The following is a 23,394-nucleotide window of genomic DNA, read 5'->3' on the forward strand; positions in this document are numbered from 1 at the left end:
GTCTCTTTTTTCTCTCATGCTCCAAGATCTAAATTACCTATTTTTAGTAGTATCCACAGAAACTAAAACCGATAAACCAGGACGTAATAATTTAACGTCTTTTTGATTTTCAATAAGCTTGATTCGTAAAGGTAGACGCTGAACAATCTTGGTAAAGTTACCAGTTGCATTGGTCGCAGAAATTGGTGAGAAAAATGCGCCAGTAGATGGAGAGAAGCTGTCTACCACGCCTTTTAGCTCAACGTTATAAGCATCTACATAGACATTAACAGGTTGTCCGATCTTAATCTGTCTTAACTCAATTTCTCGAAAGTTTGCTTCTACGTAGACTTGATTTAAAGGTACGACAACCATTAATGGATTACCAGCACCAACGAAGTTACCGACGTTGGCAGACTTCTGACCAATCATGCCATCAATAGGCGCACGAACCTCGGTATAGCTCAAATTCAGTTTTGCTTTATCAAGGGCAGCCTGTGCCTGTTTAAGGGCAGCTTGTTTGGCTTGTACCTGAATCTTGTATTGGTTTAATTGATATTGCGCATCGATTACTTTTTCTTTACTGCTGTCTAAGTCAGCATATTGTTCAGTCAATGTGGTTTTTGACTGCTGTGTAATTAATCTAGATTCGGCACCAAGTGCCTGTAATTGTTCATAACGTGCCGTATTATCTTTTGTGAGTTTGATTCCAGCTTCTACTTTTCTTAGCTGTGCTTCAGTTTCTCGAATAACAGTGGGTTGTCTATCAACTGCCAGCCTCGCTTCACTCACGTCAGCTTGTGCTTTTGCATAATTCGATTCAGCTTCAGCCAAAGCAGCTTGATAATCGCGTGCATCAATCCGTGCTAAAAGTTGTCCTTTTTTTACAGTCTGATGATCTTTAATATAAATTTCTTCAATATTGCCAGACACTTTAGGGGCAATGGTTGAGTACTCTACATCCACTCGTGCATCGTCTGTTTCAACAATTGAAGAAGGTAAAAATATAAGTTTTAAAACCCATAAAATGGATGCTAAAACAATAATAAATGCGATAACCATAACCCAATGCTTTTTAAGATATTGCACCTTTGTTAACTTGGGTGGTTCGATGTTGGTGGTATCTTGGGCTTCGAGAGTACTCATAAAGATTTTCCTGAGTTATGACTATTCATTAACTTAATGAGAGCAATACGTGGCGGATAGGTTCTAACGGGCAAAATCAGCATAACGATCAATAAAAACGCAGCCAATCCCGCTAAAATCAGATATTGATCGCTAATGACTAAAACAGATTGCTGCGCTTGAATCGCAGAATTTAGAGCTGATAAACCACCTGAAACACGTTCTGCGCCATTTTCAGTCAGTACAGGTGGGGTCAGAGGGTTAATAACAGGGCCTTGAATATTTTGGAAAACATGTTGGGCTGTATTTTCAATCAGTCGTGTTGAATGATATTCACCGCGTACACGGTTCACCCAATCCAAAATACAAACACCAAGTACGCCACTAATGGCACGCGGAGTATTAATCATTGGTGAAGCGTAAATTGCCATGGTTGGATGTACGCTGTTTGTACCCATCATGAGCAACGAGAGCACTACACAGGTTTGCCCTAAACATGAAATCGCGTGCCAAAAATAAAATTGATCTTGATTCCATGTGGTGTCGAGTTGACTTGCACCTAAACAGCCTGCGATTACTAGAAGCAAACCAAAGCCATGCACATATCGACTATCGACCCAAGCTTGATTTAAAAGCTTAACGACAATAGGAATATAGATAAATTGCAATGCCGCAATTTGTAAACCAATCCACATGGTTTGGGTAGGTTTATAGCCGTGTACAGCACTTAGGTAATTGAGTGGTAATGTACTTGTCGACATCCCAATAATCACAAAGCAAAACAGTGCAAAGATAGCGTAAGCAAAATTTCGTATTTCGAGCATTTGCGGTTTAATTAATGGGGATGGAGAACGCCATTCATGTATCAAAAATAACGGTAAAGTGATAGCACTTGTTAAAGCCAATACACAAATTAATTTGGAATGGAACCAATCTAGATGATTGCCATGCAATAACATGGTGCTCAGGCTTGCCAAACTAATGATGGCTAAAATAGCGCCTGTCCAATCGTAAGTCTTTATTCTTGAATAATTTAAAGGGTCTTGGGGAATACCAAAATAAACCAACGCAGCACTTAAGGCACAAAACGGAATGGTTTGAAAGAAAATCATCTTCCAGCCAATCACATCTAAATAAAAGGCAGAAAGCGCAGCACTTAAGTTGGGAAAGAAAGTCGCAGTTAATGCGTAGCAGGCTAGACCCCATAGTCGAATATCTGGCCCCAAAAATCTAAGCGCACATGCCATGAGCAAAGGAATGGTTAAACCATTAGCTAGACCTTGTAGGGCGCGTAATAAATAAAATATTTCGATATTTGGACTAAAAGGAATTAAAACACTAGAGAAGAGGCAAAGCCCTATGGCAAAAAGAAGAACTCTTCGCATAGAAAAAATGACCGCCCAACTGGTAGAAAGTATCATTCCAATAATCATGGCACTGGCATAAATACTGTTGACCCAATAACCGGAGTCAACACTAATTCCCATAGCTCCACGTATGTCGACTAAGGTAAGGCTGGTAATTCGGTTATTAAATTCAACAGTCATTGCAGCAAATATTGCACCTGCTAAACCGATGAGTGGCTTTGTATTCATCTTTTACCTTAAATCTTAAACATCAATTCATTGCACGGAGTAGATATTGCAATTAACTGTACCGATCGGTACTCTACTCTTTAATTAAATTTACGTCAATTCTCGATTTTGAACTTTTCGATGAGTTACACTACAAACGAAGTCGCTAAAATTGTTATAAGGTCACTATGTCTGGTTCAACTAAAGCTAATGAAAAAGATCAAAAAATTCTGGATGCAGCAACAAAATTTTTTCTGACTCATGGTTTTAGTGGCACCACAACAGATATGATTCAAAAAGAGGCGGGTGTTTCAAAAGCAACCATGTATGGCTGTTATAAAAATAAAGAAGTGATGTTTGCTGCTGTGATTGAACGACAATGCACGAACATGCAGGAGCAAATTATATTAGTCGAGACAAAAGCCGAAAACCTACGTTCTGCTTTAACTGAAATGGGGAAAACCTATCTGTGTTTTATATTATCGCATTCAGGTTTGGCTTTTTTTAGAGTATGTATTGCAGAAGCAGTCAGGTTTCCAGAGTTATCTGAAAAATTCTTTCAAGTTGGCCCAGAACGTCTTGCTCATATTATTGCGGGTTATCTTGAAAAATCAGCCAAAAATGGTGAAATTGAATTAGAGTCTTCTGCTGATATCGCAGCGAATATATTTTTAGCATTACTACGAAGTGATGCTCATCTTAAGTGTCTTACACATCCTAATTACATCATATCAGATAGTGAAATTAGTTCTTGGGTTGAATATGCAGTTGGTTTTTTTCTGAAAAATATCAATTACAATGAGAAGTTAAAATAATTTTATCAGTACTTCTGGTCGCAAAATTGGCAAGTTCTTTTCTTTATTTAAAAAGCCTAGCAATGGTTTTCCCATTGTGACTCGTCCAGAAAATTGAAAATATCCAAGATAGAGACCCATAGGAAATTCAAGCTAAAGTATCCTTTAGCAATGATTTCAACCTAGCAGCACTTGATAGAACCTGACAATCAAGTGCTGTATTTTTAACTTTATATAAACCAAATTATTCGATGTGCTGGTGTAAATTTGGAGGTTCTAACTTCTAGTCTCTTTAAAAAGTGAGCGTTACGTGAGAAGAGTAATTTTAGCTGCTACATTAAGTTTTGCCGTACTAGGTATGCAAGGTTGTCTTTCTTTGCCTCATAAAGTTGATGAAAAACCCGCTGAAAAGAAAAACGAGTATTTTTCAGAAATTGTTAAATTCAAAGGTTTAAGCCAAACGCAAATCTATGGTGCTTCTAAAAACTGGCGAAATAATGTTGTGGATTATGTTTCAAGTCGAAAGATTATTCAGGCAGATGACAATAATAAAGTACTGACAATTAAAGGACATGCAGGACTAAAATTTGATAACTGTATGGACTGTCTAAGCAGAAATATGATTAAGGTCGCAGATGATTCCTTTAATTATATTTTGAAAATAGAAGTTAAAGATCATCAAGCTAAGCTTACTTTTAGCAATATAGAACCTCGTGACAATCGTAATAATCATTTTTATAAAGATAAAAATGCAGCCATAAAAAATCAATTAAAGAACATTGTGGAAGGCTATAAATTTCATATCTTACATCCGAATGCTCAGCCTAAAGGTGCGAGTCCAATGTAGTTTTCTTACATTGGCTTATAAAAAATATAGTTAAAGAGTCAGATAGGCCTATGAGAGATAAATGTCTAACTAAAATAGGCATTTATCTTTGCTAAGTAGGTGATGTATATCTCTTTAATATAAAAAAAATAAATATTGCATATAAATATCTTGAATAAATATTAATTTCCTGTATGCTTAACTTAACTAGAAAAAAGACTTGTAGTAAATCTTCTTTAAGTATCGCAGTTTTAGTCATAATCCTTCGTTTTTTCAGATATTAAGCTCAATTCGTTATTATTTTTTCAAAGTTATATTTGTCATTTAAAATGACTCAAATTATTAAAATCAAAGGATATATTATGTCTAATACAAGTAATGGTACAGTAAAGTGGTTTAACGAAACTAAAGGTTTCGGTTTTATTCAACAAGAATCTGGTCCAGATGTGTTTGCCCATTTTAAAGAAATTGCTTCTTCTGGCTTCAAAACTTTATATGAAGGTCAGCAAGTAACATTTAATATCGCTCAAGGCCAAAAAGGTCCAAGTGCTGTGAATATTATTCCACAGTAATAAGCGACAAAAAAAAGCCCTGAATCATCAGGGCTTTTTTTATTTATTGTGAATCAACTTTTACCTGACGATGAATTAATCTTAATTCTAAATTTTCCAAGCTAACGACCTGATCATTTGAATCAACCAGCTTTAATTTAAGTAAATCATTTGTATTTTTGTGGAAAACTTTAACCACATCTTGATCAGCTTCAATAAAGTTGCTGCCAGATTCAAGCATTGCAAGTAATACAATATTTAAGCTTCTACCTTTTGGTGTGAGTAAATACTCTTTGCGCTCTCTAACGCCGATTTCCTTATAAATAGATAATTCAAATATTTCTAATTGAATAAGATGTTTTAGTCGATTAGATAAAATTTGCTTTGATATGCCTGTATTTTCTAAAAATTCATTAAATTTAGTTACCCCATAAAAAGCTTCTCTTAATAAGAGGATGGTCCACGTGTCATTCAATATTTCAGCAATTTGAAAAATTCCGCACACATCTGCCGAGAATTTATTATTTGGAATAATTTGATTTGACATTCAGTGGGGCTCCAATTAGCATGAGTCTACAATTTAGACCTAGGGTTAATTCAGGTAGCATTATGCCATTTATAAATATACAAACAATAGAAGGCTTACTAGATAAAGAAAGTAAGGCTGAGCTTTTTAAGCGAATAGCAGATTTATTTGTAGAGATCGAAGGAAAGGGAAATGCTGCTTTTCGGGAGCATGTCTGGATACGAATTGATGAGTATCCTCCTGAACAGTGGCAATTAGGCCACTTACGACCAACAAAAGAGATGATTGAAATAATATCTAAAGCTAACTAATTAACTTTATAGTTATTTTTCCAAAGCAGGATTAATAAATCATAAGTAAAAATTTTTTGAGCTGTACATCTTTTTCGAAAGGTGTACAGCTCATAGCTTTAATAACAATGTGAACGGAAGTATTTATCTGAAAAGCACTATGATTTTTATTTCTTATTTATTTGAAGAAACTTCGATCACAATTTTCCCAAACGCGCCTCTAGAAAGATGGTTAAAGGCTTCAATAGCTTCTTCAAATTTATATACATGCTCAATAACCGGTTTAATTTGATGTTCATCTAGAAACTTGTTCATACGTTCAAATGAAACTCTTGGTGCTACGGCTATTCCTCGAAGTTTGGTTTGACGGAAAATGAGTGGCATTAAATTTAATTGGGTGGTTTGTCCAGTTAGAAAGCCAACTTGGGCCACAGTGCCAGCTACTTTTGTGGCTGCAATTGATTGATTAAGACCATTACCGCCTGCAACCTCAATTGTTACATCGACACCTTTATCATCAGTTAATTCTAGTACTCGCTCATCCCAATTTGGATGAGTTTTATAATTGATTCCTTCATCTGCACCCAAAGCTCGAACCTTTTCTAAATTTATATCATTGCTTGATGTAGCGATAACTCTCGCTCCATAGGCATGAGCTAATTGGATTGCAAAAATAGAAACCCCACCAGTCCCTTGTACAAGAACATTTTGTTCTGGCTTAAGGTTACCTATATCCATGAGTGAATACCAAGCTGTTAATGCAGCAATAGGTAATGTAGATGCTTCAGCATCAGACATATTATCTGGAGCTTTTACTGCACTTTCTTCATGCAAGATCATATATTCAGCAAGACCACCTGGTAATGGCATACCTAAACAGTATTCCGGTTCATTGGGTCCAGGTTCTTCATCAATCCAGCGAGAATAGAGAGTAGTATTGACTCGATCACCTAGTTTAAAACGCGTTACTCCTTCACCTACAGCCACGACTGTACCTGCTGCATCAGATACGGGAATTAAAGGTTTTGGAACCATATGAGGTTCATAAAAACCTTCAACAATCGCTTTATCTCGATAGTTTAAAGAAACAGCTCCAACTTTAATGAGGAGTTCACCAGCTTTTGGGGTTGGGGTTTCCACTTCCTCTAATTTTAAATTATTTAAACCAAAATCTTTTAGTAACCATGCTTTCATCATCTTTTCCTCTTAAAAGAACTTGATAACTTTCTTACTTAGCTATCACTTGAACTCATCTTAATTCAAGAAAATAATTTTATTAATATGATAAAATTCTAGTCATTGTGGAATAAAATTCCTTAATAGGTGGTTTATGGAAAGTAAGTTTTCAGGAATACTTGAGTTTGTTACAGCTGTAGAGCAGGGAAGTTTTACTGGTGCAGCAGAAATACTTGGAATTACCGGATCTGCGGTAGGAAAAAGTATTAATAAATTAGAAAAAAGATTGGGTGTCCAACTTCTTCACCGCACAACCAGACGCATTTTTTTAACTCCCGAGGGGGAAGCATGGCTTGTTAGTTGTCGTCGTATTTTGGAGGAATTAGATCAAATAGAAACATTACTTTCGACAGAAAATTTATACCCTATAGGTCGTATAAGAGTTGATCTTCCTACAACTTTTGGCCGTCGATATATTTTTCCGATTTTATTAGATTTAGCTCAGCAATATCCTCAGTTAGATTTATCTGTAACCTTTCAAGACAGGGCTGTAGACATGATTAGTGAGGGGGTAGATCTCGTTGTCAGAATAGGTGACTTAGAAGATTCTACTGACTTAATTGCAAAATCACTTGGACACCAAACGCTTTTAATTTGCGCCTCGCCAGCCTACTTAGAAAAGAATGGTTATCCCTCCAATAAAGAGGATTTAAAACATCACAATTGTCTAATCGGTTGGAGAAGAAATTATAAAGGGCAATGGTTTTTAAAAAATGCACTAGGGGAAATGGAAGAGTTTGAAATTAATTATAGACATGAAATTCCAGATGGTGATGCTTTACTAAGCGCATGCACTTCTGGTCTTGGTATTGCACAACTACCAAGTTGGTTAGCGTTTGATGCATTAAGAGCTGGAAAGTTAATTTCTATTCTTCCAGAGGTATCTGGTGTAGAAATACCAATTCATGTGCTATGGCAAAAAAGATGGCATTTACAACCCAAAATAAGAGTCGTAGTTGATGAAATAACAAAGTTCACGCATAACAAACCTGAATTATTTTTAGGATAATTCAGGTTATAAAAAATTAATCTGCTAAATGCTTGTCTATTTTTATATGCTCTTTATATCCACCGACGGCGAAACCCCAAAAAAGCGTTTATATTCTCTAGAAAATTGCGACAAACTTTCATAGCCTACTTGCATGCTTGTAGATGAAATATCGCATTCTTCAGTGATTAATAAACGCCGTGCTTCGGTCAGTCTCATTCTTTTTTGATATTGTAAGGGGCTCATTGAAGTGATATCTCGAAAATGTTGATGAAAACTTGAAGCGCTCATACCCATGGTGCTTGCAAGCTCTTCAATGCTAAATGATTTTGCAAAATTTGTTTTCAACCATTCAATGGCTTTCACAATTCGATGGCCCGTAGTTCCTGCCGCTACAATGCGTTTCAGCCGATCACCTTGCGGACTCATTAATAAACGATAAAAAATTTCCTTAATAATAAGGGGAGACAAGATGGGTATGTCTTGAGGTGTGTCCAATAGTTTTAATAACCGTATAAAAGCATCATTCAGTTCCGCATTTACGACCCCAACAGCCATTCCTTTTTTTTCAGTATTTGTATCTTTAAAAGGAATATGGGCTTCAAGCATGATTTGGGCAAGCACATAGGGGTCTAGTCGTAGGACTATTGATAGATAAGGTTGTTCAACCGAAGCTTCAAGAACTTGAGCAATTACAGGCAGGTCAATTGCGGTAAAAAGGAAATGATTTGAATCATAGGTATAGGCTTCTTCGCTAAGAATCACCTGTTTTTTCCCTTGAGCAACCATACAGAGACTAGCATCCATCATACTGCTATTGGGTTGGGTCAGTGTTTCCGCACGAAATAAAGTCAGTCCCATAATAGGCGTTTCAAATGTACCTTTTTCTCGGGTCCATTGATCGACAAGTTGAGCCAGTGTTTCATTATTGCCTAGAGACATATTCGTCATTCAGATTTCACCTATTGTCATCTGTGTTTTTATTGTAGGCATTTCAAATAAGAAAAATAGAGAGAATTGCAACAATTCGGAGGATTAGGCAAATCTGTGAGAGGAATAGAACAACACCTTACAGTTTTCATTTTTATACTGATGAACATGGCAAAAAAGTCGATTGATTAAAGCCTGTTGATTCACCGTTTCCACAACGTATTCACGGCTTTTCAAAATCTATAGCCATCAATGAATGTTCAACGAACAAATCGTCTTTATTTAAACATTAAACATGAGAGAAAAAATATGACAATTGAAGTTTTAGGTTATGCCGCGCTGTCATCAGAAACTCCTTTAGTTCCGTTTAAGTTTGAACGTAGAACTCCACGTGAAGATGATGTTGTCATTCAAATCGAATATTGTGGTGTCTGCCATTCCGATTTACATCAAGCTAAAAACGATTGGGGATTCAGTGCTTATCCGTTAGTACCGGGTCATGAAATTGTAGGTCGTGTCACCTCGATCGGTGCCAAAGTCACGAAATATAAAGTTGGCGACCTCGTAGGTATTGGCTGTATGGTCGATTCATGCCGTACTTGTTCTGCTTGCCATTCAGGGCTAGAGCAATATTGTGAAGAAGGTAATATCCAAACTTATGGCGCTGTAGATCGTCATGATCAACGACCGACCTACGGCGGATATTCTCAAACCATTACTTGTAGTGAAGATTTTGTATTAAAAGTACCTGAAAATCTGGATGCCCAAGCTGTACCACCGTTACTTTGTGCAGGAATTACCACATGGTCACCACTTCGCCATTGGAATATTGGGAAGGGCAGTAAAGTTGCAGTCGTTGGTTTAGGTGGCTTGGGACATATGGCAATTAAACTTGCAAATGCTCTAGGTGCGGAAGTGACATTATTCACTCGCTCAGCTAACAAAGAACAAGATGCAAAACAACTCGGTGCGCATCATGTGGTGTTATCAACTGATGAAACCCAAATGCAGTCAGTCACAAATCAGTTTGATTTAATTATTGATACTGTGCCTTATAACCATGACTTGAAGCCTTATATTCCAACTTTAGCTTTAAATGGAACAATTGTGTTGGTTGGATATTTGGGTGAAATTAGTGCAAATTCAGTACCTATGATTTTGGGTAGAAAATCAATTGCTGGTTCGGTGATTGGTGGAATTAAAGAAACACAAGAGCTACTCGATTTCTGTGGTGAGCATAATATCGTTTCTGAGGTAGAGATGATTGATATGCAAAATATCAATGAAGCTTTTGAGCGTATGTTAAAGAGTGATGTGAAGTATCGTTTTGTGATTGATATGAAAACTTTATCTGATCATTAATTTGGTTTGATCTGGGCTGTGCATTCTGCCATTAGGGTGCACAGCTCAAAAAACTCTCTAAACAAGACAATATTATTAAGCTGATATTTAAGAATTTCCTTAATTATGTAATTTAATGAAAAACAATAATTATTTAAATATTTTCTAGCCAATATCACATTGACACCTTAAATATTGAAGATTACCATTTGCAGGCTGGCCACATTGCCAGTCGGTTGTCGCAGACCGTTCCGAAAAAGCATTAAAAGTTAATTCTTTTAGTGACGAACCCTCGTGCCCCCTCTACGGTGGAACGGGAGGGGGACACCTTCGGGTGTGCTGGGTTTTTTCGGCCAGTCTGCGAACCCCCTTTCGTTCTGCCACCATAATTTATAATGTTTTGGCAGAACTCCCAATAAAAAGGAGTTGGCTTTGCACATTCATTATTTCTTGGCAGCCTTTGCCAAAAGCTATATCGACACAACTTAACCCATCTTTAAACGGTTTGATGGCCTTTAAGCTTGTCGAACTTTAAATCATTTCGTTTAAAAACTTAGCAACAATAAAACTTGAGATGTGCCAAGCACAGTCTTTATGGCTTTGCTATGCCTTTTTTTACCCTTAAAAGGGTCAAGGCTTTTTATATCTCATTTATATACAACAAGAATTTATTTTATAATGGTAAAACTATGCCGCATTCAGATCTCCCATTTCGTGCTTTAAGCGCGCTACATACCTCTCGGGACCTTTTTAATAATTATGGCTTTCATAAGGTCGGAGTAGACCGAATTATTGAAGCAGCAAAGATGCCGAAAGCCACGTTTTATAACTACTTTCACTCAAAAGAACGCCTCATTGAAATGAGTCTGACCTTTCAAAAAGATGGATTAAAAGAAGAGGTGCTTTCAATCATCTACGTTCAGAAAGATTTAACCGTAATTGAAAAACTTCGCAAAATTTACTTTTTACATGCAGATTTAGAAGGGCTTTATCATTTGCCATTTAAGGCCATTTTTGAAATTGCAAAAACACATCCCAAGGCTTATCAGGTTGTAGTTAACTATCGAAACTGGTTAATCAATGAAATTTATAATTTACTTTTAACGGTAAAAAGTACGGCCTCAAAACCTGATGCCCACATGTTTTTATTTGTGATTGATGGGGCGATGGTTCAACTTTTAGATTCAAATAGTGTGGATGACAGGGAAAGGTTGCTGGATTATTTTTTGGCGCAGATTGCGTAATTCTTTCTTTGACTTGGAACTTTTGATTAAGGAGTTAGGCAAAATTGAAGTCTAACTCCTTAATCAAATAAAGATTTATGATTTAGAAGGGATATATTTACGCATTACAAGGATGAGTGTCGTAAGTAAAATACTAAAACCAAAAACAGGTAAGCTTAGGCCTAACACAATGCCAGCTAGCATTAACAATACTTTTTGTTGGCCAGTTGCACGCTTCCAAATAAATAAGCTTTGATCAACAAAGTGAGTTGTCATGAGTTTTAAATTTGAGTTTTTAAATGCAGCCTTATATGCGTAAATAATCATGATACAAAGTGCAAGCGCATAAAGTGCGAGAACCAACTGATTTATCCAGCCAAATAAAATACCAATATGAGCATCAACTCCCCAACGAGTGAGCTTTGCAACCAGTGAATAGTCTTTAAAAGCAAGTTGATCGATGACTTTATGTTGTTCCATATTAATGGCGATGCTATCTGCTTGAGTTGGCCATTTACGCTGAATCTCGGCCACTGTCCAAGCTTGATTTCCACTGGTGGGTGGTTTGATTTGTATTTGTGCCGCCTCAATGCCATGTGCTCTGGCTATTGAAAGAGCGGTATCAAACTCACCTGACACAATATTTAAATTAAGATTTTCACTGTGTGGCATGTCGTGATGTTCATGGTGCATCACTGTAGGTAAATTATCTGTTTGAAGAGAAGTTGCTAATGTTGGGGTTTGCCAGTTGAGCCACTGACGAGCAACCCGAATATTATCTCCAGCCCACTCGGACCATGTAAGACCCGTAATGGCGATTATTAATAAGAGTGGAAATAAAAATAAACCAAGCGTGCTATGCCATCTTAATAATTTATTTTTTTGTGTTTGCCTGATTTTAAGATTTTGACGACGTTTCCACCAATTATACAGTCCAGTTAAAGTCAAAATGGCTAACCAACTTGCTGCCAGTTCACTATAAAAGCGACCCCATTTCCCTAGTAATAAATTGCTATGTAATTGGTCGAGCGTAGTCCGAAACGGTAGAACCCCACTAGTACCATACACAGCCAGATGGCCTTTGGCTTTAAGCGTAAAGGGATCAACAAAAACGGCTTCACTGGTAAAATGATGTATCGGGTCTGAGAAAATAACACGAGTTGTCTGGTCAGAACTTGGGGCTGGTCTAACTTCAATTACCTGTGCAGACTTGGGCATCACTTGCTTTGCGGCTTCAATTTGCTGACTGAGCTTATATTGCGCTTGGTTCAATGGCTCAACGTATAGAACATCTTTATAAATTGCTTGTTCAAGTTGAGGTGTAATTGCATAGAGTAAGCCGGTGAATGCAGCGACCAATATAAATGGTGCAATGAAAATACCAGCATAAATATGAATTAAGCGATAAAGACTACGCCAAAAGGATGAATGGGTCAGCATCAGAAGATAATGTCTATCAGGTGTTGGGCGGATTATAACGACTTATTTCTCTTAATGTTGATCGAGCTGTAACCGCTATTAAATTATTTGAATGGCGCTTAGGCAGAGTGTTTAGACTAATAATTAGATAGTTTTTATTACTTGGTGAATTTGGCGCTTTTTTTGCTTAGTATTTAAGATCTTGTCTACCAAACTTTATTTGATAACTTCACAGCTTATGATTCAAACCGTCTTGCTCTCTTATGGTGTGTTTTTCACATGAAAAATGCACTAAATAGGCACATCTTTTTATTATGCACTGTATTTGTGCAAGGTATGCCGTAATGAAGTTATTAGCTTCATTACTCACTTTACTCATTCTATGTGGATGTTCTTCATCTGAACAAAGTGGAAAAGCTCAAGAAAAGTTAGAGGTCCATTCAATATGTGTGTTTGATAGTACAAATACAAAAGTCTGTGTAGCCAAACCAGCCCAAAGAATTGTGTCTTTGTTTGAGTCGGGTTTAGATGGTCTCTACATGTTAGGGCAAGGTCATAAAGTGATTGGTATACCAGCTGAAGTATACATTCAACCTTTATTGTTTCATGCCTATTCAAAAATAGATCAACGCATTGCCAATAGAGAGCTTGCTGCACCTTCGCAAGGGGCGAATGCCACTAATATTGAAAGTCTCGTTTTGTTAAAACCTGATCTGGTAATTTTGGGGAGTGGACAAACCCAAACAATTGAGCTGTTAAGGCAGTTTGGCATTGCTGTATATGTGATGGAGTCCAGTACCTACCAGCAAGTGAAAGAAGAGCTATCTGAAATCGCTGTGCTTAGTGGTGCTCAAAAGCGTGCTCAAGAAATTTTAAGTTTTTCGGATGAAATTGTGGCGGAGGTTGCAGCCAAAACTGCACGTCAGCCAAATAAGCAATCGATTTACTATGCGTGGTCAGGAGGGCGTATTTTTTCTACCTCTGGACGTCAGTCGATTACCAATGATTTTATTGAACTTGCAGGGGCTTACAACATTGTTCAGACCACTGCAAATCAACCTAATGTAAACCCCGAGACATTAATTGAGTGGAACCCTGACAATATTGTGCTTTGGAATACCAACCCAAAACTGATTTATGAACGAAAAGAATTACAAGGCTTAAGCGCTGTACAAAACCGAAAGGTCTTTAATTTGAGTCCCGCATTTATATATAACCCGCATACCATCAAAATTATTATTACGGCGATTTATTTGAATCACAGTATTTATCCTGAACAGTCCGATTTACCTGTAAGTGCTTTACAACAGCGTATTTTAACCAAGTTGTATGGTGAGCACCTTGCGAAAGCATTGGTGCAATGAATATGGAAAAGCTGAAATATTATTGGTTTTACCCGTTACCGTTCGTCATGATTTTTATCTCGTTGCTCATAGGGCCAACTCAAACATTGAGTGCATGGGACTATTTGCGGTGGGGTGTGCAAGCAGTCTTTGGTACACCATATTTTGATGCTGAACAATTTAGACTGATGCAAAATATTCTTGTGAATGTCAGGCTACCTAGAATTTTACTGACCTTTATGGTGGGGGCTGCATTGGCAACAGCGGGTAATGGCTTGCAGGCATTATTTCGTAACCCCTTAGTTGACTCTTATGTGCTCGGTATTTCATCTGGTGCGGCATTTGGTGCGGCCTTGGCACTTTCTTTAAGTTGGCTTTCACCCAATTTATCCGCCTTTATTTTTGGTGTGTGCGCCGTTGCCTTAACGTATTTATTTGCTCATCAAAAACATGAAAGCCAGACGTCTTTAGTGATGGTAATTTTATCGGGCATGATTGTTTCTGGGCTATTTTTGGCAGGCCTCACTGTGATTCAATATTTAAGTGATCCATTTAAATTGCAAGCCATTGTGCAATGGACCATGGGCAACTTGCATCAAGCTTCTTGGCAAAAGGTTCAATATGCTGTGCTACCGATTTGTATTGGGCTTGCTGGATTATTTGCTATGCGTTGGCGACTAAACTTAATGGCACTTGGTGCTGAAGAAGCGCAGGCTGTGGGTGTTAACCCTCGGTGGGAACAGCTTCTTTTAATTGCTCTGGTGACTGTATGTACATCAACGTCTGTGGCTGCGGCGGGCATTATTAGTCTATATGGGCTGTTTATGCCGCATATTGTGAGAATGTTAGTGGGGCCAGATCATCGATATAGCATTCCTGCCAATATGGTGTTGGGCGGTAGTTTTCTACTCATGATTGATAACTTTTCTCGGGTTTTACTTACGTTTGAAATACCGATTGGTATTTTTACCATGCTACTTGGTGCGCCATTTTTCTTATTATTAATGAAAACACAGAGGACTCATTGGGCATGATTCAAATTGATCAGTTAAATTATGCCTATGGGCACAAACAGGTCCTCAAAAATATTCATCTGGAGTTTCCTGAAAATCAGTTTTCCGTCATTTTAGGGCGCAATGGTTGTGGGAAATCGACACTTTTTAAGTTGATGGCTGGCTTAGAACCCGTAAAAGATGGATTGATCCGTTACTCTGGAAAGCCATTATCGGACTTTAAAGGTAAAGATCGGGCTGCATTACTTGGCTTTTTACCGCAATTTCACAAAACCGTATTTCCATTTTTGGTTAAAGATGTCGTGATTACTGGCCGCTCGGCTTTTAGCCGATATCGTCCTTCAAAGTCAGATTGGGAACGTGTTGACCAAGCCTTGCTTGATTTAGACATCGAGCATTTGCGTGATCGTCCTTATACGGAGCTATCGGGTGGTGAAAGGCAATTGGTCATGATTGCGCGTATTTTAGTGCAAGCGCCGAAAGTCATTTTACTGGATGAGCCAACTAACCATCTTGATGTTTATTATCAGTCTTATTTAATGAAAAAATTGCGTCAGTTGTCGCGGCAAAATTTTACGGTGATTGCGATTATGCATGATCCCAATTTAGCTTTTTTATTTGCAGATCATCTGTTTTTTATGCGCCAACACGAAGTAGTTAAGCCTGAGTCTAAAACACGAATCACCGATCCGAAGTTTTTAAAAAGTGTCTATGATGTCGAGTTCCATGAAGCCATGATTCAAGACAAAACCATTGTTATCCCTGATCATTCTTGGCTGTAAAAAATATGACACTTCACTATCAGCTAGCCGACAAATCAGACTATGCATCTGCGGTAGAGTTTGCAATTTATACTAGACAGCTTTTATTCCCAGAAATCTATCATGGGCAAGTTCCCAAAGATTTAAAAAATTTTGGGCAATATTATGTCAATGATCCATTAGGTTGCTTTATTACGGTAAAAGATAAAAACCGTATTATTGGCACCATTGCATATCGGGCGTATGACCATCGTTTTGATCTAAATTTGCCGTCCAATACGGCTGAAGTGGTTAAGTTATTTGTATTGCCTGAATACCGCCGTAATGGCATTGCAACTCAGCTATGCAACATGTTGTTTAGCCATGCAAAAAAGAATGGAATTGCCACTTTGTATTTGCACACTCATCCATTTTTACCTGCGGCTGAAGAGTTTTGGCGGTTACAAGGCTTTGAGGTTATTAAGCGAGAATGGATCGAGACGTATGACACCATTCACATGAGTAAATCTTTATAGCGTTTCATTCTGAGTATGAAATCTTTTTAGAAAATGGGTAGGCGGATAGCCCATAATTTTACTGAACATTGCTGTAAAAGCTGCCGAGTGTTCATAGCCCAAACTAAAGGCAATTTCAGTAATTGAGATATTTTCTTTTAAGGCATTTAAAGCATAGATGATGCAGACCCGATTACGCCATGCCTGAAAGGACATACCAGTTTCAGACTTAAACCAGCGATAAAAAGTTCGTTCACTTTTATTGTTGTCATGTGCCCAGTCTTTAGGGCTGCTATGAATATCGGGGTGTTTCATAAACTCAGCACACTGTTTAGATAGTAATGTGTTGTGAGGTAGCGGAATAAATAGAGGTAGGGCTGGTGCAGCTTCTAATTCATATAACAATAAATCGATAAGAGCGCCATCACGTTCTAAAGGCTGGTAGTCAACAGGTAGCTGATTTGCCTGAATGAGAAGTTGATGAAGTAACGACGACACTTGCACGACTTCGCAGTATTTTGCCTGTCTTGGGGCATTACTCATTTCTATATACAAACTATAAGTGCTGACTTTAGATAACCATACTCGATGTGGTTTGCCTGCAGGTATCCATACACCGCTGTAGGGCAAGACGAGCCATTGACCATCTTCAGTTTCAACTTTCATGAGGCCTTCGGGTGCATATAAGAACTGAGCACGGCGATGGCTATGCGTATCTAACAAGGTATCAGCAGGATAATCTGATCCTAATGCTAGAACTGCTTGTGGTAGATGATCTACATCGTTAATTGGAATATTACGCATATATTTTTGGCTGAAATAAATAAAAAGATGGCTTTTCTACTTTAGTTTGCCACATGGCTATTTTATATCATGCCTCTATAAACGTGAGGAAGATAACGATGCTATATGAGCTATTTTTATTTGGACTACTTTCGGGCGTAACCACTTGGTTATTTGGCTTTGGCGGTGGTTTTGTTGCTGTGCCTTTGCTTTACACCGTCATTCTTCAAAAGTGGGGTAATGAAAGCAGTGTTGGCATACATGCTATGCAAATTGCAGTTGCGACATCAGCGTTTGTCATGCTCTGCTCGGCAAGTTTTGCAACTTTTCGACACTATCGTTCGGGACATATAGATTGGCAAAAGATCCATTTTTTATGGAGTGGTATTGCACTAGGTGGAGTTGTTGGTGCGGTAATGGCCTCATTGTTTAATGGAAACTGGCTTCGCTGGATATTTATGGGTTATGTGTTTGTTACGATTCTTGATTGTTATTACCGACCAGGATTTATGGTGGCATCAGCGCAAAAGCAAAACTATGCTCAAAACAGTGAACTCATTAAAGGTGGAGTTATTGGTTGGGTTGCAGCTCTTTTAGGTGTAGGGGGAAGCGTAATGACAGTTCCTTTATTACGGCGACGGGGGAGTTCTATGGCAGAGGCCGCGGCTATTGCAAACATTCTCACGCTGCCTTTGTCTTTATCAGCAACGCTGACCTATTGTGTATTGTCAGTTTGGCAATCGACCTGGGCATCCAATGGATTTATCGGTTTAATCTGGTTTGAAGCTGCATTATTCTTGGTTGTGGGAACATGGATCGGACTGTATTTTTCAGAAAAATTTATTTCAAAACTACCAGATTTATGGCGGGCAAAATTATATCCGCTACTTTTAATCATGGTTCTACTTGTCATGATTTTTGTAAATTAAATATTTATTTCAACAGCTTGAATAATAATTTTTATTAAAAAACGAATTTCTAATCGCTCTAAAACTGCAAATTTCATGTCTTAAATGGCTTTAAAAAAAGTTTGAAAATTAGACTTGAAATATATAGTGGCTTTATGCCACTATATATTCATCGAAGGTCATCAGACAAAAAGAGGATGATATGGCTATCCAGCTTTTAGATGCGGCAAGAAATGAAATTCCAGTGAAATTTACGCAGTTTTCTGGTGGAGAGCGTCATGTTCAAATTGATGAGGCAACCTTAGGTTTACTATCTGGCACGGTATTGGTTCGTGCACAAATGACCACAAGTCACGATGTGATGGACTACTTATTACTTGAAAACATATTGCTGAATCAGGGTTTAACCGTTGACCTAGAAATTCCGTATTTTCCATACGCACGTCAGGACCGTATTTGTGCAGTAGGCCAAGCATTCTCACTCGATGTGATGACGAAGCTACTTAACATCAATACAGACAAAAAAGCCGGCAAACAAGGCAAAGTAACTGTATGGGACTGCCATAGTGAAGTAACAACAGCATTACTCGCTGCCAATGCTTCTTTTAGCGAAGTTGTAAATATCAGTTCAGTCGACATCATCGCAAAGAGTGAAGCGCTGAGTGCATTATTAAAAGATGAAAAAACAATACTGATTTGCCCAGACAAAGGTGCAAAAGCACGTACACAAATGGTTGCAGACGCTTTTAATTTTGAGCGTAAACAACCAATCACTATTGTTCAGTGTGATAAAAAACGCGACCCAGTGACTGGCAAAATTTTAGGTACACATGTACATGCGACTGATTTATCAGGGCTGACTGCGGTAATCACCGATGACATTTGCGATGGCGGTGCAACCTTTATTGGCATTGCCAAAGAACTCCGTCGCCTCAATTGCAATAAGGTCGTTCTATATGTGACCCACGGTATTTTTAGTAAAGGATTAGAGGTTTTTGATGGGCTGCTAGACCAACTGTTTACTTCAGACAGCTTTCCACAACAACCCACAGACAAAATTTCAGTAATTGCTTTTGCAGCAAAATAAAGAGAATAAAGATGACTATTAAACTTAATCCATTAAACGCTATCGATTTTTATAAAGCTGATCACAGACGTCAGTATCCAGTAGGTACAGAGTACGTATATGCCAACTTTACGCCGCGTTCATCTCGACTTGCTAAAATGCTGCCTGACTTCGATGATAAAGTTGTATTCTTTGGTCTTCAGGGTTTTATCAAACACTTTTTGATAGATACGTGGAATGAAGGCTTTTTCCAACAACCTAAAGACAAAGTGGTAGCTGCTTATAAACGCCGCATGGATACATCATTAGGTGAAGGTGCTGTACCCGTTGATCATATTGAAGCGTTACATGACTTGGGTTATTTACCATTACGCATTAAAGCATTGCCAGAGGGTAGCCGTGTCAATATGCGTGTACCCGTGCTCACCGTAATTAATACCGACCCGCGTTTCTTTTGGTTAACTAACTATATTGAAACTGTGTTAAGTGCTGAGCTTTGGAAAAGCTGTACAACCGCCACTATTGCCTACGAGTACAAACGCTTATTAACTCAATATGCCTTAAAAACTGGCGCACCACTCGATTTTGTACCTGTGCAAGGACACGATTTTAGTAGCCGTGGCATGAGTGGAATTTATGATGCTGCTCAATCTGGTGTTGGGCACTTAACTAGTTTTATTGGAACAGACTCGGTTGCTTCAATTGACTACGCAGAAGAATATTACAATGCAACAGGTGTGATTGGGGTTTCTGTACCAGCGACCGAACACAGTGTGATGTGTATGGGCACAGAAGACAGTGAGCTAGAAACATTTAAGCGTTTAATCTGTGAGCTTTATCCGTCTGGTGTTGTTAGCATTGTGTCTGATACTTGGGATTTTTGGCGAGTGATTACAGAGTTTACGGTGGCTTTAAAACCTGAAATTCTGGCAAGACAACCGAATGCTTTAGGCTTGGCTAAATTGGTTTTCCGTCCAGACTCTGGCGACCCTGTCAAAATTATTTGTGGTGATCCAGATGCCGAAGTCGGCAGCCCAGCCTACAAAGGCGCGGTTGAATGCTTATGGGAAGTGTTTGGCGGTACAACAACCGACCAAGGCTATAAAGTTCTGAATGAACGTGTCGGTTTAATTTACGGTGACTCGATTACCTTAGACCGTGCACAGCGCATTTTAGAAGGACTTGAAACCAAAGGTTTCGCTTCAAACAACTTGGTGTTTGGTATAGGCAGTTTTACCTATAACTACTTAACTCGCGATACCTTTGGATTTGCTGTGAAAGCAACTTGGGGACAGGTGAATGGCGTAGGCCGAGAGCTGTTTAAAGACCCGATCACTGACTCAGGTGTAAAAAAATCTGCTAAAGGTCTATTACGCATCGAAGAAAGTGAAACTGGTTTTACCTTGTTTGATGAGCAAACAGCCGAACAAGAACAAGGCGGAGCACTAAAAACAGTCTTTGAAAATGGTAAACTTCAATATGAGTGTACTTTGAATCAAATTCGCGAACGTTTATCCATCGCATAACTGAGCTTAGATGAGTTGTTACATAGTGGGCGACTCATCGTTTTCATTGAGAGACTGAACGTGACTATTCAAACTGAACAAGAATTCCTTGCCAGTTATGATCGCCGAGATTATGACGCACCTTTACTCACTGTCGATATGGCTATTTTCTCGGTATTTAATGGTCAGTTGCAGGTATTACTCATTAAGCGACCAAACTTTCCAGCTAAAGACCAATGGGCTTTACCGGGCGGTTTTGCCGATTTAACCCATGATCAAGACTTGATGGCAACGGCTTACCGTAAGCTAGTCGAGAAAACAGGGATTGCATCACCTTACTTGGAACAAGTTGCTTCTGTCGGCAATGCGAAACGTGACCCGCGTGGTTGGGCTGTGACCATTTTGTATTTTGCTTTAATCGATTTTAATGCCTATCAACATCAAGAGTTGGCTGAATACAGTGAATGGGTGCCTGTAGCAAAAGCACAAGATTTAGCATTGGCTTTTGATCACAATGAATTACTCAGTTTGGCATTAGAGCGTTTAACCAATAAAACTCGCTATACCGCATTGCCAGCTAGTCTCATGCCTGAATTATTTACACTGACCGAGCTACAAAGCATTTATGAAATTATTCTTGGGCAATCTTTAGATAAAAAAGCGTTTAGACGCCGTATGATAGAAGCTGGCGCAGTTGAAGAAACCAACCACAGTAAAATTGTGGGCAAACGACCAGCTCAGCTTTACCGTTATGCACTCGATTCTTTTGATTTTATATTCCCACGTTCACTCGAATTACCAAGAATTAAAGAGGGTGAAGACAAGCAAAACATTGAGCTTTCTGACTAGCGCATATTGATGCGCTTTGATTTATAATGCCGCGCTTATGATTGATGTCATGTTTTGATCAGCACTTTGCCTATGTCACACGTTTCTCCCTGCTTCCAGCAAAACCAGTTTTTTGTGTTGGTGGAATATCTCACTTCACTGCATGAAATTTATCCTGTGAAACATGAGTTTGTAGGATATCCGGCTGCAATGACATTGGCAGATCGCGTACATTCAGATCATGATATCGCGCCGCTTGAGGCCAGCAAAAGTTACCCTGACACAATCGATAAAGTCTTACACTTTTCGGGTAAGGCCCGGGACATACAAGACTTTGAGCACTTTTTAGAGCAAGCGCAAGCAGCTAATATTCAAAACTTGTTATTGCTTACAGGCGATAAACTTAAAGAGCATCATAATGGGCGAGATGGGCAGCCTCGTAGTCGATACCTAGAGTCGGTAAATGCCGTAATGGCTGCTAAGCAACATGGCGGTTTTCGTATTGGAGTTGCTTTTAACCCATTTAAATATGTTGAGGCTGAGCGTGACGCACAGTATTTAAAACTGCATAAGAAAATTAAAGCAGGCGCTGACTTTATCATTACCCAATTGGGCTATGACATTGAAGCCTTAAAACAAGCTAAATCATTTTTAACGCAGCATGCTTATTCGCAGCAAATACTGGCTTGTGTCATGCCACTGACTTTGGGCCGTGCCAATTTTATGGTGAAGCATAAAGTCGCGGGTATTGTAATCACCCCGCACATGCTAAAAGTCTTGGCAGAAGAAAAACAAGCAGGAAATACAGACCGAGTTTATTTACGCTGTGCTTTACAGATTTTAATATGTAAACATTTAGGATTTGCAGGGATTCATTTATCTGCTTGCCATAAGCCAGAAGAGCAAATGCTGCTTGAAAGCTATATCGAGCAATACAGACACCTTAAGCTAGATGCTTTAGAAAAGCTTTGGAATTCACTTTGGCAAGTCACGACAGGCAAAGAGTTTGCGCCTGAAATTGCTCGTTTTTCTCGCCAGCCTACATCTAAACAATTAATTAAATATCGCCAACTACATGTGATGCATGAGGCACTGTTTGAATCAAAAATTGCTAAAGGGCTTGGACGCTTTATTTTTAAAGCATCTTTTTGGGAAAACTCTTTGGTTGCCAAAGCATTACTTAAAACCGAAGTACTGAGTAAACATAGCCTAGTGGGCTGTGAAAGCTGTGGTCAGTGTCGCTTAAGCGATACTTTATATATTTGCCCTGAAACGTGTCCAAAAGGTTTAGCCAACGGCCCTTGTGGTGGAACAACTTTAGACCGCTGTGAATTTGGTGACCGTGAGTGTATTCATTCAGTCAAAGCAAGACTTGCAAAAGCAGTTGAACAAACAGATGTCTTAAAAGAAAAACTCATTCCTACAGTAGCGATTGAAACGAGAGGAACCAGTTCTTGGAAAAATTGGTATTTAGCGACTGAGGCTTAAGTTTTATATTACCCCTTGATTTGATTTCAAAATTAATTGATATGCTAAAGTACGGCAATAATTTAAAAATAACAATTACTTGCCTTAATTATGTTCAATCAAAATGATCACGTAGGAGTATACTTAAAGCAAATCTTTTGCGTTAAAAGGAAAGCTGTCTCAATGAAAAAGTTGGTTGCTGTACTTACTGTAATTGTTGTTTTGACTGGATGCGTTTACGACCCTGTTAATTACGACAAAATACACGACCAAGAGTTCCAAGATCACCTCAAACAAAACGGTTAGTAATAAAAAAACCCACTCAATGAGTGGGTTTTAGTGTTTAAAAAGCCCGACTATCCACTGTATCTGAAATTACTGTGGTATATCCTAGTTAAAGCTCTACATCCACAAGCTGCAAATT

Annotated in this window: 24 protein-coding genes; 17 read left to right on the top strand and 7 right to left on the bottom strand. The window is 38.5% G+C overall.

Annotated elements, in window-relative coordinates; all coding sequences use genetic code 11:
- Nucleotides 1–33: 33 nt before the first annotated feature.
- Complete coding sequence (locus tag RMB13_RS15925) at nucleotides 34–1,125, bottom strand: HlyD family secretion protein (RefSeq protein WP_311085740.1); 1,092 nt, start codon at nucleotides 1,123–1,125, stop codon at nucleotides 34–36.
- A complete protein-coding gene (locus tag RMB13_RS15930; protein WP_311085741.1) occupies nucleotides 1,122–2,699 on the bottom strand; it encodes an MFS transporter in 1,578 nt (525 codons plus the stop codon). The genes RMB13_RS15925 and RMB13_RS15930 overlap by 4 nt, the downstream gene beginning before the upstream one ends.
- A gap of 167 nt (nucleotides 2,700–2,866) precedes the next feature.
- Here RMB13_RS15930 and RMB13_RS15935 point away from each other — a divergent pair, with 167 nt between their 5' ends.
- The 3 genes from RMB13_RS15935 to RMB13_RS15945 all read left to right on the top strand — a co-directional run bounded on the left by RMB13_RS15935 (nucleotide 2,867) and on the right by RMB13_RS15945 (nucleotide 4,870).
- The gene (locus RMB13_RS15935; RefSeq protein ID WP_017390817.1) at nucleotides 2,867–3,493 is read left to right on the top strand and encodes a TetR/AcrR family transcriptional regulator; all 627 of its coding nucleotides are present in this window, start codon (nucleotides 2,867–2,869) and stop codon (nucleotides 3,491–3,493) included.
- Between the two features lie 289 nt (nucleotides 3,494–3,782).
- A complete protein-coding gene (locus RMB13_RS15940) occupies nucleotides 3,783–4,319 on the top strand; it encodes a DUF4468 domain-containing protein (RefSeq protein WP_281834103.1) in 537 nt (178 codons plus the stop codon).
- Nucleotides 4,320–4,660: 341 nt separating this feature from the next.
- A complete protein-coding gene (locus tag RMB13_RS15945) occupies nucleotides 4,661–4,870 on the top strand; it encodes a cold-shock protein (protein ID WP_005040451.1) in 210 nt (69 codons plus the stop codon).
- A 43-nt stretch (nucleotides 4,871–4,913) separates the two neighbouring features.
- On the opposite strand, the gene RMB13_RS15950 is transcribed toward RMB13_RS15945, so the two are convergent.
- A complete protein-coding gene (locus RMB13_RS15950) occupies nucleotides 4,914–5,396 on the bottom strand; it encodes a helix-turn-helix domain-containing protein (protein ID WP_311076768.1) in 483 nt (160 codons plus the stop codon).
- A 62-nt stretch (nucleotides 5,397–5,458) separates the two neighbouring features.
- Between RMB13_RS15950 and RMB13_RS15955 the strand changes: the two genes are divergently transcribed.
- Nucleotides 5,459–5,686, top strand: a complete 228-nt coding sequence (locus RMB13_RS15955; protein WP_004642882.1) for a tautomerase family protein — start codon at nucleotides 5,459–5,461, stop codon at nucleotides 5,684–5,686.
- 153 nt (nucleotides 5,687–5,839) lie between these two features.
- Here RMB13_RS15955 and RMB13_RS15960 read toward each other — a convergent pair whose 3' ends face one another.
- On the bottom strand, nucleotides 5,840–6,859 hold the full coding sequence (locus RMB13_RS15960; RefSeq protein WP_311085742.1) for an NAD(P)-dependent alcohol dehydrogenase: 1,020 nt from the start codon (nucleotides 6,857–6,859) through the stop codon (nucleotides 5,840–5,842).
- A 136-nt stretch (nucleotides 6,860–6,995) separates the two neighbouring features.
- Here RMB13_RS15960 and RMB13_RS15965 point away from each other — a divergent pair, with 136 nt between their 5' ends.
- Complete coding sequence (locus RMB13_RS15965) at nucleotides 6,996–7,910, top strand: LysR family transcriptional regulator (RefSeq protein ID WP_311085743.1); 915 nt, start codon at nucleotides 6,996–6,998, stop codon at nucleotides 7,908–7,910.
- A gap of 42 nt (nucleotides 7,911–7,952) precedes the next feature.
- On the opposite strand, the gene RMB13_RS15970 is transcribed toward RMB13_RS15965, so the two are convergent.
- Nucleotides 7,953–8,840, bottom strand: a complete 888-nt coding sequence (locus RMB13_RS15970; protein WP_311085744.1) for an AraC family transcriptional regulator — start codon at nucleotides 8,838–8,840, stop codon at nucleotides 7,953–7,955.
- A gap of 288 nt (nucleotides 8,841–9,128) precedes the next feature.
- Between RMB13_RS15970 and RMB13_RS15975 the strand changes: the two genes are divergently transcribed.
- Together RMB13_RS15975 and RMB13_RS15980 are read left to right on the top strand one after the other, a co-directional pair.
- On the top strand, nucleotides 9,129–10,181 hold the full coding sequence (locus RMB13_RS15975; RefSeq protein WP_068556600.1) for an NAD(P)-dependent alcohol dehydrogenase: 1,053 nt from the start codon (nucleotides 9,129–9,131) through the stop codon (nucleotides 10,179–10,181).
- Nucleotides 10,182–10,849: 668 nt separating this feature from the next.
- Nucleotides 10,850–11,404 carry a TetR/AcrR family transcriptional regulator gene (locus tag RMB13_RS15980; RefSeq protein ID WP_311086019.1) on the top strand — a complete coding sequence of 185 codons (555 nt, stop codon included), beginning with the start codon at nucleotides 10,850–10,852 and terminating at the stop codon, nucleotides 11,402–11,404.
- Between the two features lie 75 nt (nucleotides 11,405–11,479).
- Here the strand turns inward: RMB13_RS15980 and RMB13_RS15985 are convergent, their stop codons facing one another.
- A complete protein-coding gene (locus tag RMB13_RS15985; RefSeq protein WP_311085745.1) occupies nucleotides 11,480–12,823 on the bottom strand; it encodes a PepSY-associated TM helix domain-containing protein in 1,344 nt (447 codons plus the stop codon).
- Nucleotides 12,824–13,146: 323 nt separating this feature from the next.
- Here RMB13_RS15985 and RMB13_RS15990 point away from each other — a divergent pair, with 323 nt between their 5' ends.
- Genes RMB13_RS15990 through RMB13_RS16005 form a run of 4 tightly spaced genes read left to right on the top strand, consistent with a single transcriptional unit; the run spans nucleotide 13,147 to nucleotide 16,434 of the window.
- Nucleotides 13,147–14,166, top strand: coding sequence for an ABC transporter substrate-binding protein (locus RMB13_RS15990; protein WP_311085746.1), 1,020 nt, complete (start codon nucleotides 13,147–13,149; stop codon nucleotides 14,164–14,166).
- A 2-nt stretch (nucleotides 14,167–14,168) separates the two neighbouring features.
- Nucleotides 14,169–15,179, top strand: coding sequence for an iron ABC transporter permease (locus RMB13_RS15995; protein ID WP_107879858.1), 1,011 nt, complete (start codon nucleotides 14,169–14,171; stop codon nucleotides 15,177–15,179).
- Complete coding sequence (locus RMB13_RS16000) at nucleotides 15,176–15,940, top strand: ABC transporter ATP-binding protein (protein WP_032070722.1); 765 nt, start codon at nucleotides 15,176–15,178, stop codon at nucleotides 15,938–15,940. The genes RMB13_RS15995 and RMB13_RS16000 overlap by 4 nt, the downstream gene beginning before the upstream one ends.
- 5 nt (nucleotides 15,941–15,945) lie before the next feature.
- The gene (locus tag RMB13_RS16005) at nucleotides 15,946–16,434 is read left to right on the top strand and encodes a GNAT family N-acetyltransferase (RefSeq protein ID WP_311085747.1); all 489 of its coding nucleotides are present in this window, start codon (nucleotides 15,946–15,948) and stop codon (nucleotides 16,432–16,434) included.
- Here RMB13_RS16005 and RMB13_RS16010 read toward each other — a convergent pair.
- Nucleotides 16,429–17,217 (bottom strand): helix-turn-helix transcriptional regulator, encoded by a 789-nt coding sequence (locus tag RMB13_RS16010; protein ID WP_311085748.1) that lies wholly within the window; start codon nucleotides 17,215–17,217, stop codon nucleotides 16,429–16,431. The two genes, RMB13_RS16005 and RMB13_RS16010, sit on opposite strands and share 6 nt — an antisense overlap.
- Before the next feature lie 98 nt (nucleotides 17,218–17,315).
- Here RMB13_RS16010 and RMB13_RS16015 point away from each other — a divergent pair, with 98 nt between their 5' ends.
- From RMB13_RS16015 to RMB13_RS16040, 6 genes are all read left to right on the top strand, one after another.
- Complete coding sequence (locus RMB13_RS16015; protein WP_311085749.1) at nucleotides 17,316–18,125, top strand: sulfite exporter TauE/SafE family protein; 810 nt, start codon at nucleotides 17,316–17,318, stop codon at nucleotides 18,123–18,125.
- 181 nt (nucleotides 18,126–18,306) lie between these two features.
- Nucleotides 18,307–19,191 (top strand): phosphoribosyltransferase family protein, encoded by an 885-nt coding sequence (locus RMB13_RS16020; protein WP_311085750.1) that lies wholly within the window; start codon nucleotides 18,307–18,309, stop codon nucleotides 19,189–19,191.
- A gap of 11 nt (nucleotides 19,192–19,202) precedes the next feature.
- On the top strand, nucleotides 19,203–20,696 hold the full coding sequence (locus tag RMB13_RS16025) for a nicotinate phosphoribosyltransferase (RefSeq protein ID WP_311085751.1): 1,494 nt from the start codon (nucleotides 19,203–19,205) through the stop codon (nucleotides 20,694–20,696).
- A gap of 60 nt (nucleotides 20,697–20,756) precedes the next feature.
- Nucleotides 20,757–21,524, top strand: a complete 768-nt coding sequence (locus RMB13_RS16030) for an NrtR DNA-binding winged helix domain-containing protein (RefSeq protein ID WP_311085752.1) — start codon at nucleotides 20,757–20,759, stop codon at nucleotides 21,522–21,524.
- A gap of 72 nt (nucleotides 21,525–21,596) precedes the next feature.
- Entirely contained in the window at nucleotides 21,597–22,991 is a 1,395-nt protein-coding gene (locus tag RMB13_RS16035) for a methylenetetrahydrofolate reductase C-terminal domain-containing protein (protein WP_311085753.1), read from the top strand.
- A gap of 162 nt (nucleotides 22,992–23,153) precedes the next feature.
- The gene (locus tag RMB13_RS16040) at nucleotides 23,154–23,276 is read left to right on the top strand and encodes a hypothetical protein (protein ID WP_311085754.1); all 123 of its coding nucleotides are present in this window, start codon (nucleotides 23,154–23,156) and stop codon (nucleotides 23,274–23,276) included.
- Nucleotides 23,277–23,394: the final 118 nt, after the last annotated feature.

The sequence above is a fragment of the Acinetobacter sp. V102_4 genome, assembly GCF_031799005.1.
Lineage (GTDB): Bacteria > Pseudomonadota > Gammaproteobacteria > Pseudomonadales > Moraxellaceae > Acinetobacter > Acinetobacter calcoaceticus.

What these genes read in the sequence shown, in the direction of transcription:
- RMB13_RS15925 (WP_311085740.1), bottom strand. Translation starts at nt 1,125, where the DNA reads ATGAGTACTCTCGAAGCCCAAGATACCACCAACATCGAACCACCCAAG.
- RMB13_RS15930 (WP_311085741.1), bottom strand. Translation starts at nt 2,699, where the DNA reads ATGAATACAAAGCCACTCATCGGTTTAGCAGGTGCAATATTTGCTGCA.
- RMB13_RS15935 (WP_017390817.1), top strand. Translation starts at nt 2,867, where the DNA reads ATGTCTGGTTCAACTAAAGCTAATGAAAAAGATCAAAAAATTCTGGAT.
- RMB13_RS15945 (WP_005040451.1), top strand. Translation starts at nt 4,661, where the DNA reads ATGTCTAATACAAGTAATGGTACAGTAAAGTGGTTTAACGAAACTAAA.
- RMB13_RS15950 (WP_311076768.1), bottom strand. Translation starts at nt 5,396, where the DNA reads ATGTCAAATCAAATTATTCCAAATAATAAATTCTCGGCAGATGTGTGC.
- RMB13_RS15955 (WP_004642882.1), top strand. Translation starts at nt 5,459, where the DNA reads ATGCCATTTATAAATATACAAACAATAGAAGGCTTACTAGATAAAGAA.
- RMB13_RS15960 (WP_311085742.1), bottom strand. Translation starts at nt 6,859, where the DNA reads ATGAAAGCATGGTTACTAAAAGATTTTGGTTTAAATAATTTAAAATTA.
- RMB13_RS15965 (WP_311085743.1), top strand. Translation starts at nt 6,996, where the DNA reads ATGGAAAGTAAGTTTTCAGGAATACTTGAGTTTGTTACAGCTGTAGAG.
- RMB13_RS15970 (WP_311085744.1), bottom strand. Translation starts at nt 8,840, where the DNA reads ATGACGAATATGTCTCTAGGCAATAATGAAACACTGGCTCAACTTGTC.
- RMB13_RS15975 (WP_068556600.1), top strand. Translation starts at nt 9,129, where the DNA reads ATGACAATTGAAGTTTTAGGTTATGCCGCGCTGTCATCAGAAACTCCT.
- RMB13_RS15980 (WP_311086019.1), top strand. Translation starts at nt 10,850, where the DNA reads ATGCCGCATTCAGATCTCCCATTTCGTGCTTTAAGCGCGCTACATACC.
- RMB13_RS15985 (WP_311085745.1), bottom strand. Translation starts at nt 12,823, where the DNA reads ATGCTGACCCATTCATCCTTTTGGCGTAGTCTTTATCGCTTAATTCAT.
- RMB13_RS15990 (WP_311085746.1), top strand. Translation starts at nt 13,147, where the DNA reads ATGAAGTTATTAGCTTCATTACTCACTTTACTCATTCTATGTGGATGT.
- RMB13_RS15995 (WP_107879858.1), top strand. Translation starts at nt 14,169, where the DNA reads ATGGAAAAGCTGAAATATTATTGGTTTTACCCGTTACCGTTCGTCATG.
- RMB13_RS16000 (WP_032070722.1), top strand. Translation starts at nt 15,176, where the DNA reads ATGATTCAAATTGATCAGTTAAATTATGCCTATGGGCACAAACAGGTC.
- RMB13_RS16005 (WP_311085747.1), top strand. Translation starts at nt 15,946, where the DNA reads ATGACACTTCACTATCAGCTAGCCGACAAATCAGACTATGCATCTGCG.
- RMB13_RS16010 (WP_311085748.1), bottom strand. Translation starts at nt 17,217, where the DNA reads ATGCGTAATATTCCAATTAACGATGTAGATCATCTACCACAAGCAGTT.
- RMB13_RS16015 (WP_311085749.1), top strand. Translation starts at nt 17,316, where the DNA reads ATGCTATATGAGCTATTTTTATTTGGACTACTTTCGGGCGTAACCACT.
- RMB13_RS16020 (WP_311085750.1), top strand. Translation starts at nt 18,307, where the DNA reads ATGGCTATCCAGCTTTTAGATGCGGCAAGAAATGAAATTCCAGTGAAA.
- RMB13_RS16025 (WP_311085751.1), top strand. Translation starts at nt 19,203, where the DNA reads ATGACTATTAAACTTAATCCATTAAACGCTATCGATTTTTATAAAGCT.
- RMB13_RS16035 (WP_311085753.1), top strand. Translation starts at nt 21,597, where the DNA reads ATGTCACACGTTTCTCCCTGCTTCCAGCAAAACCAGTTTTTTGTGTTG.
- RMB13_RS16040 (WP_311085754.1), top strand. Translation starts at nt 23,154, where the DNA reads ATGAAAAAGTTGGTTGCTGTACTTACTGTAATTGTTGTTTTGACTGGA.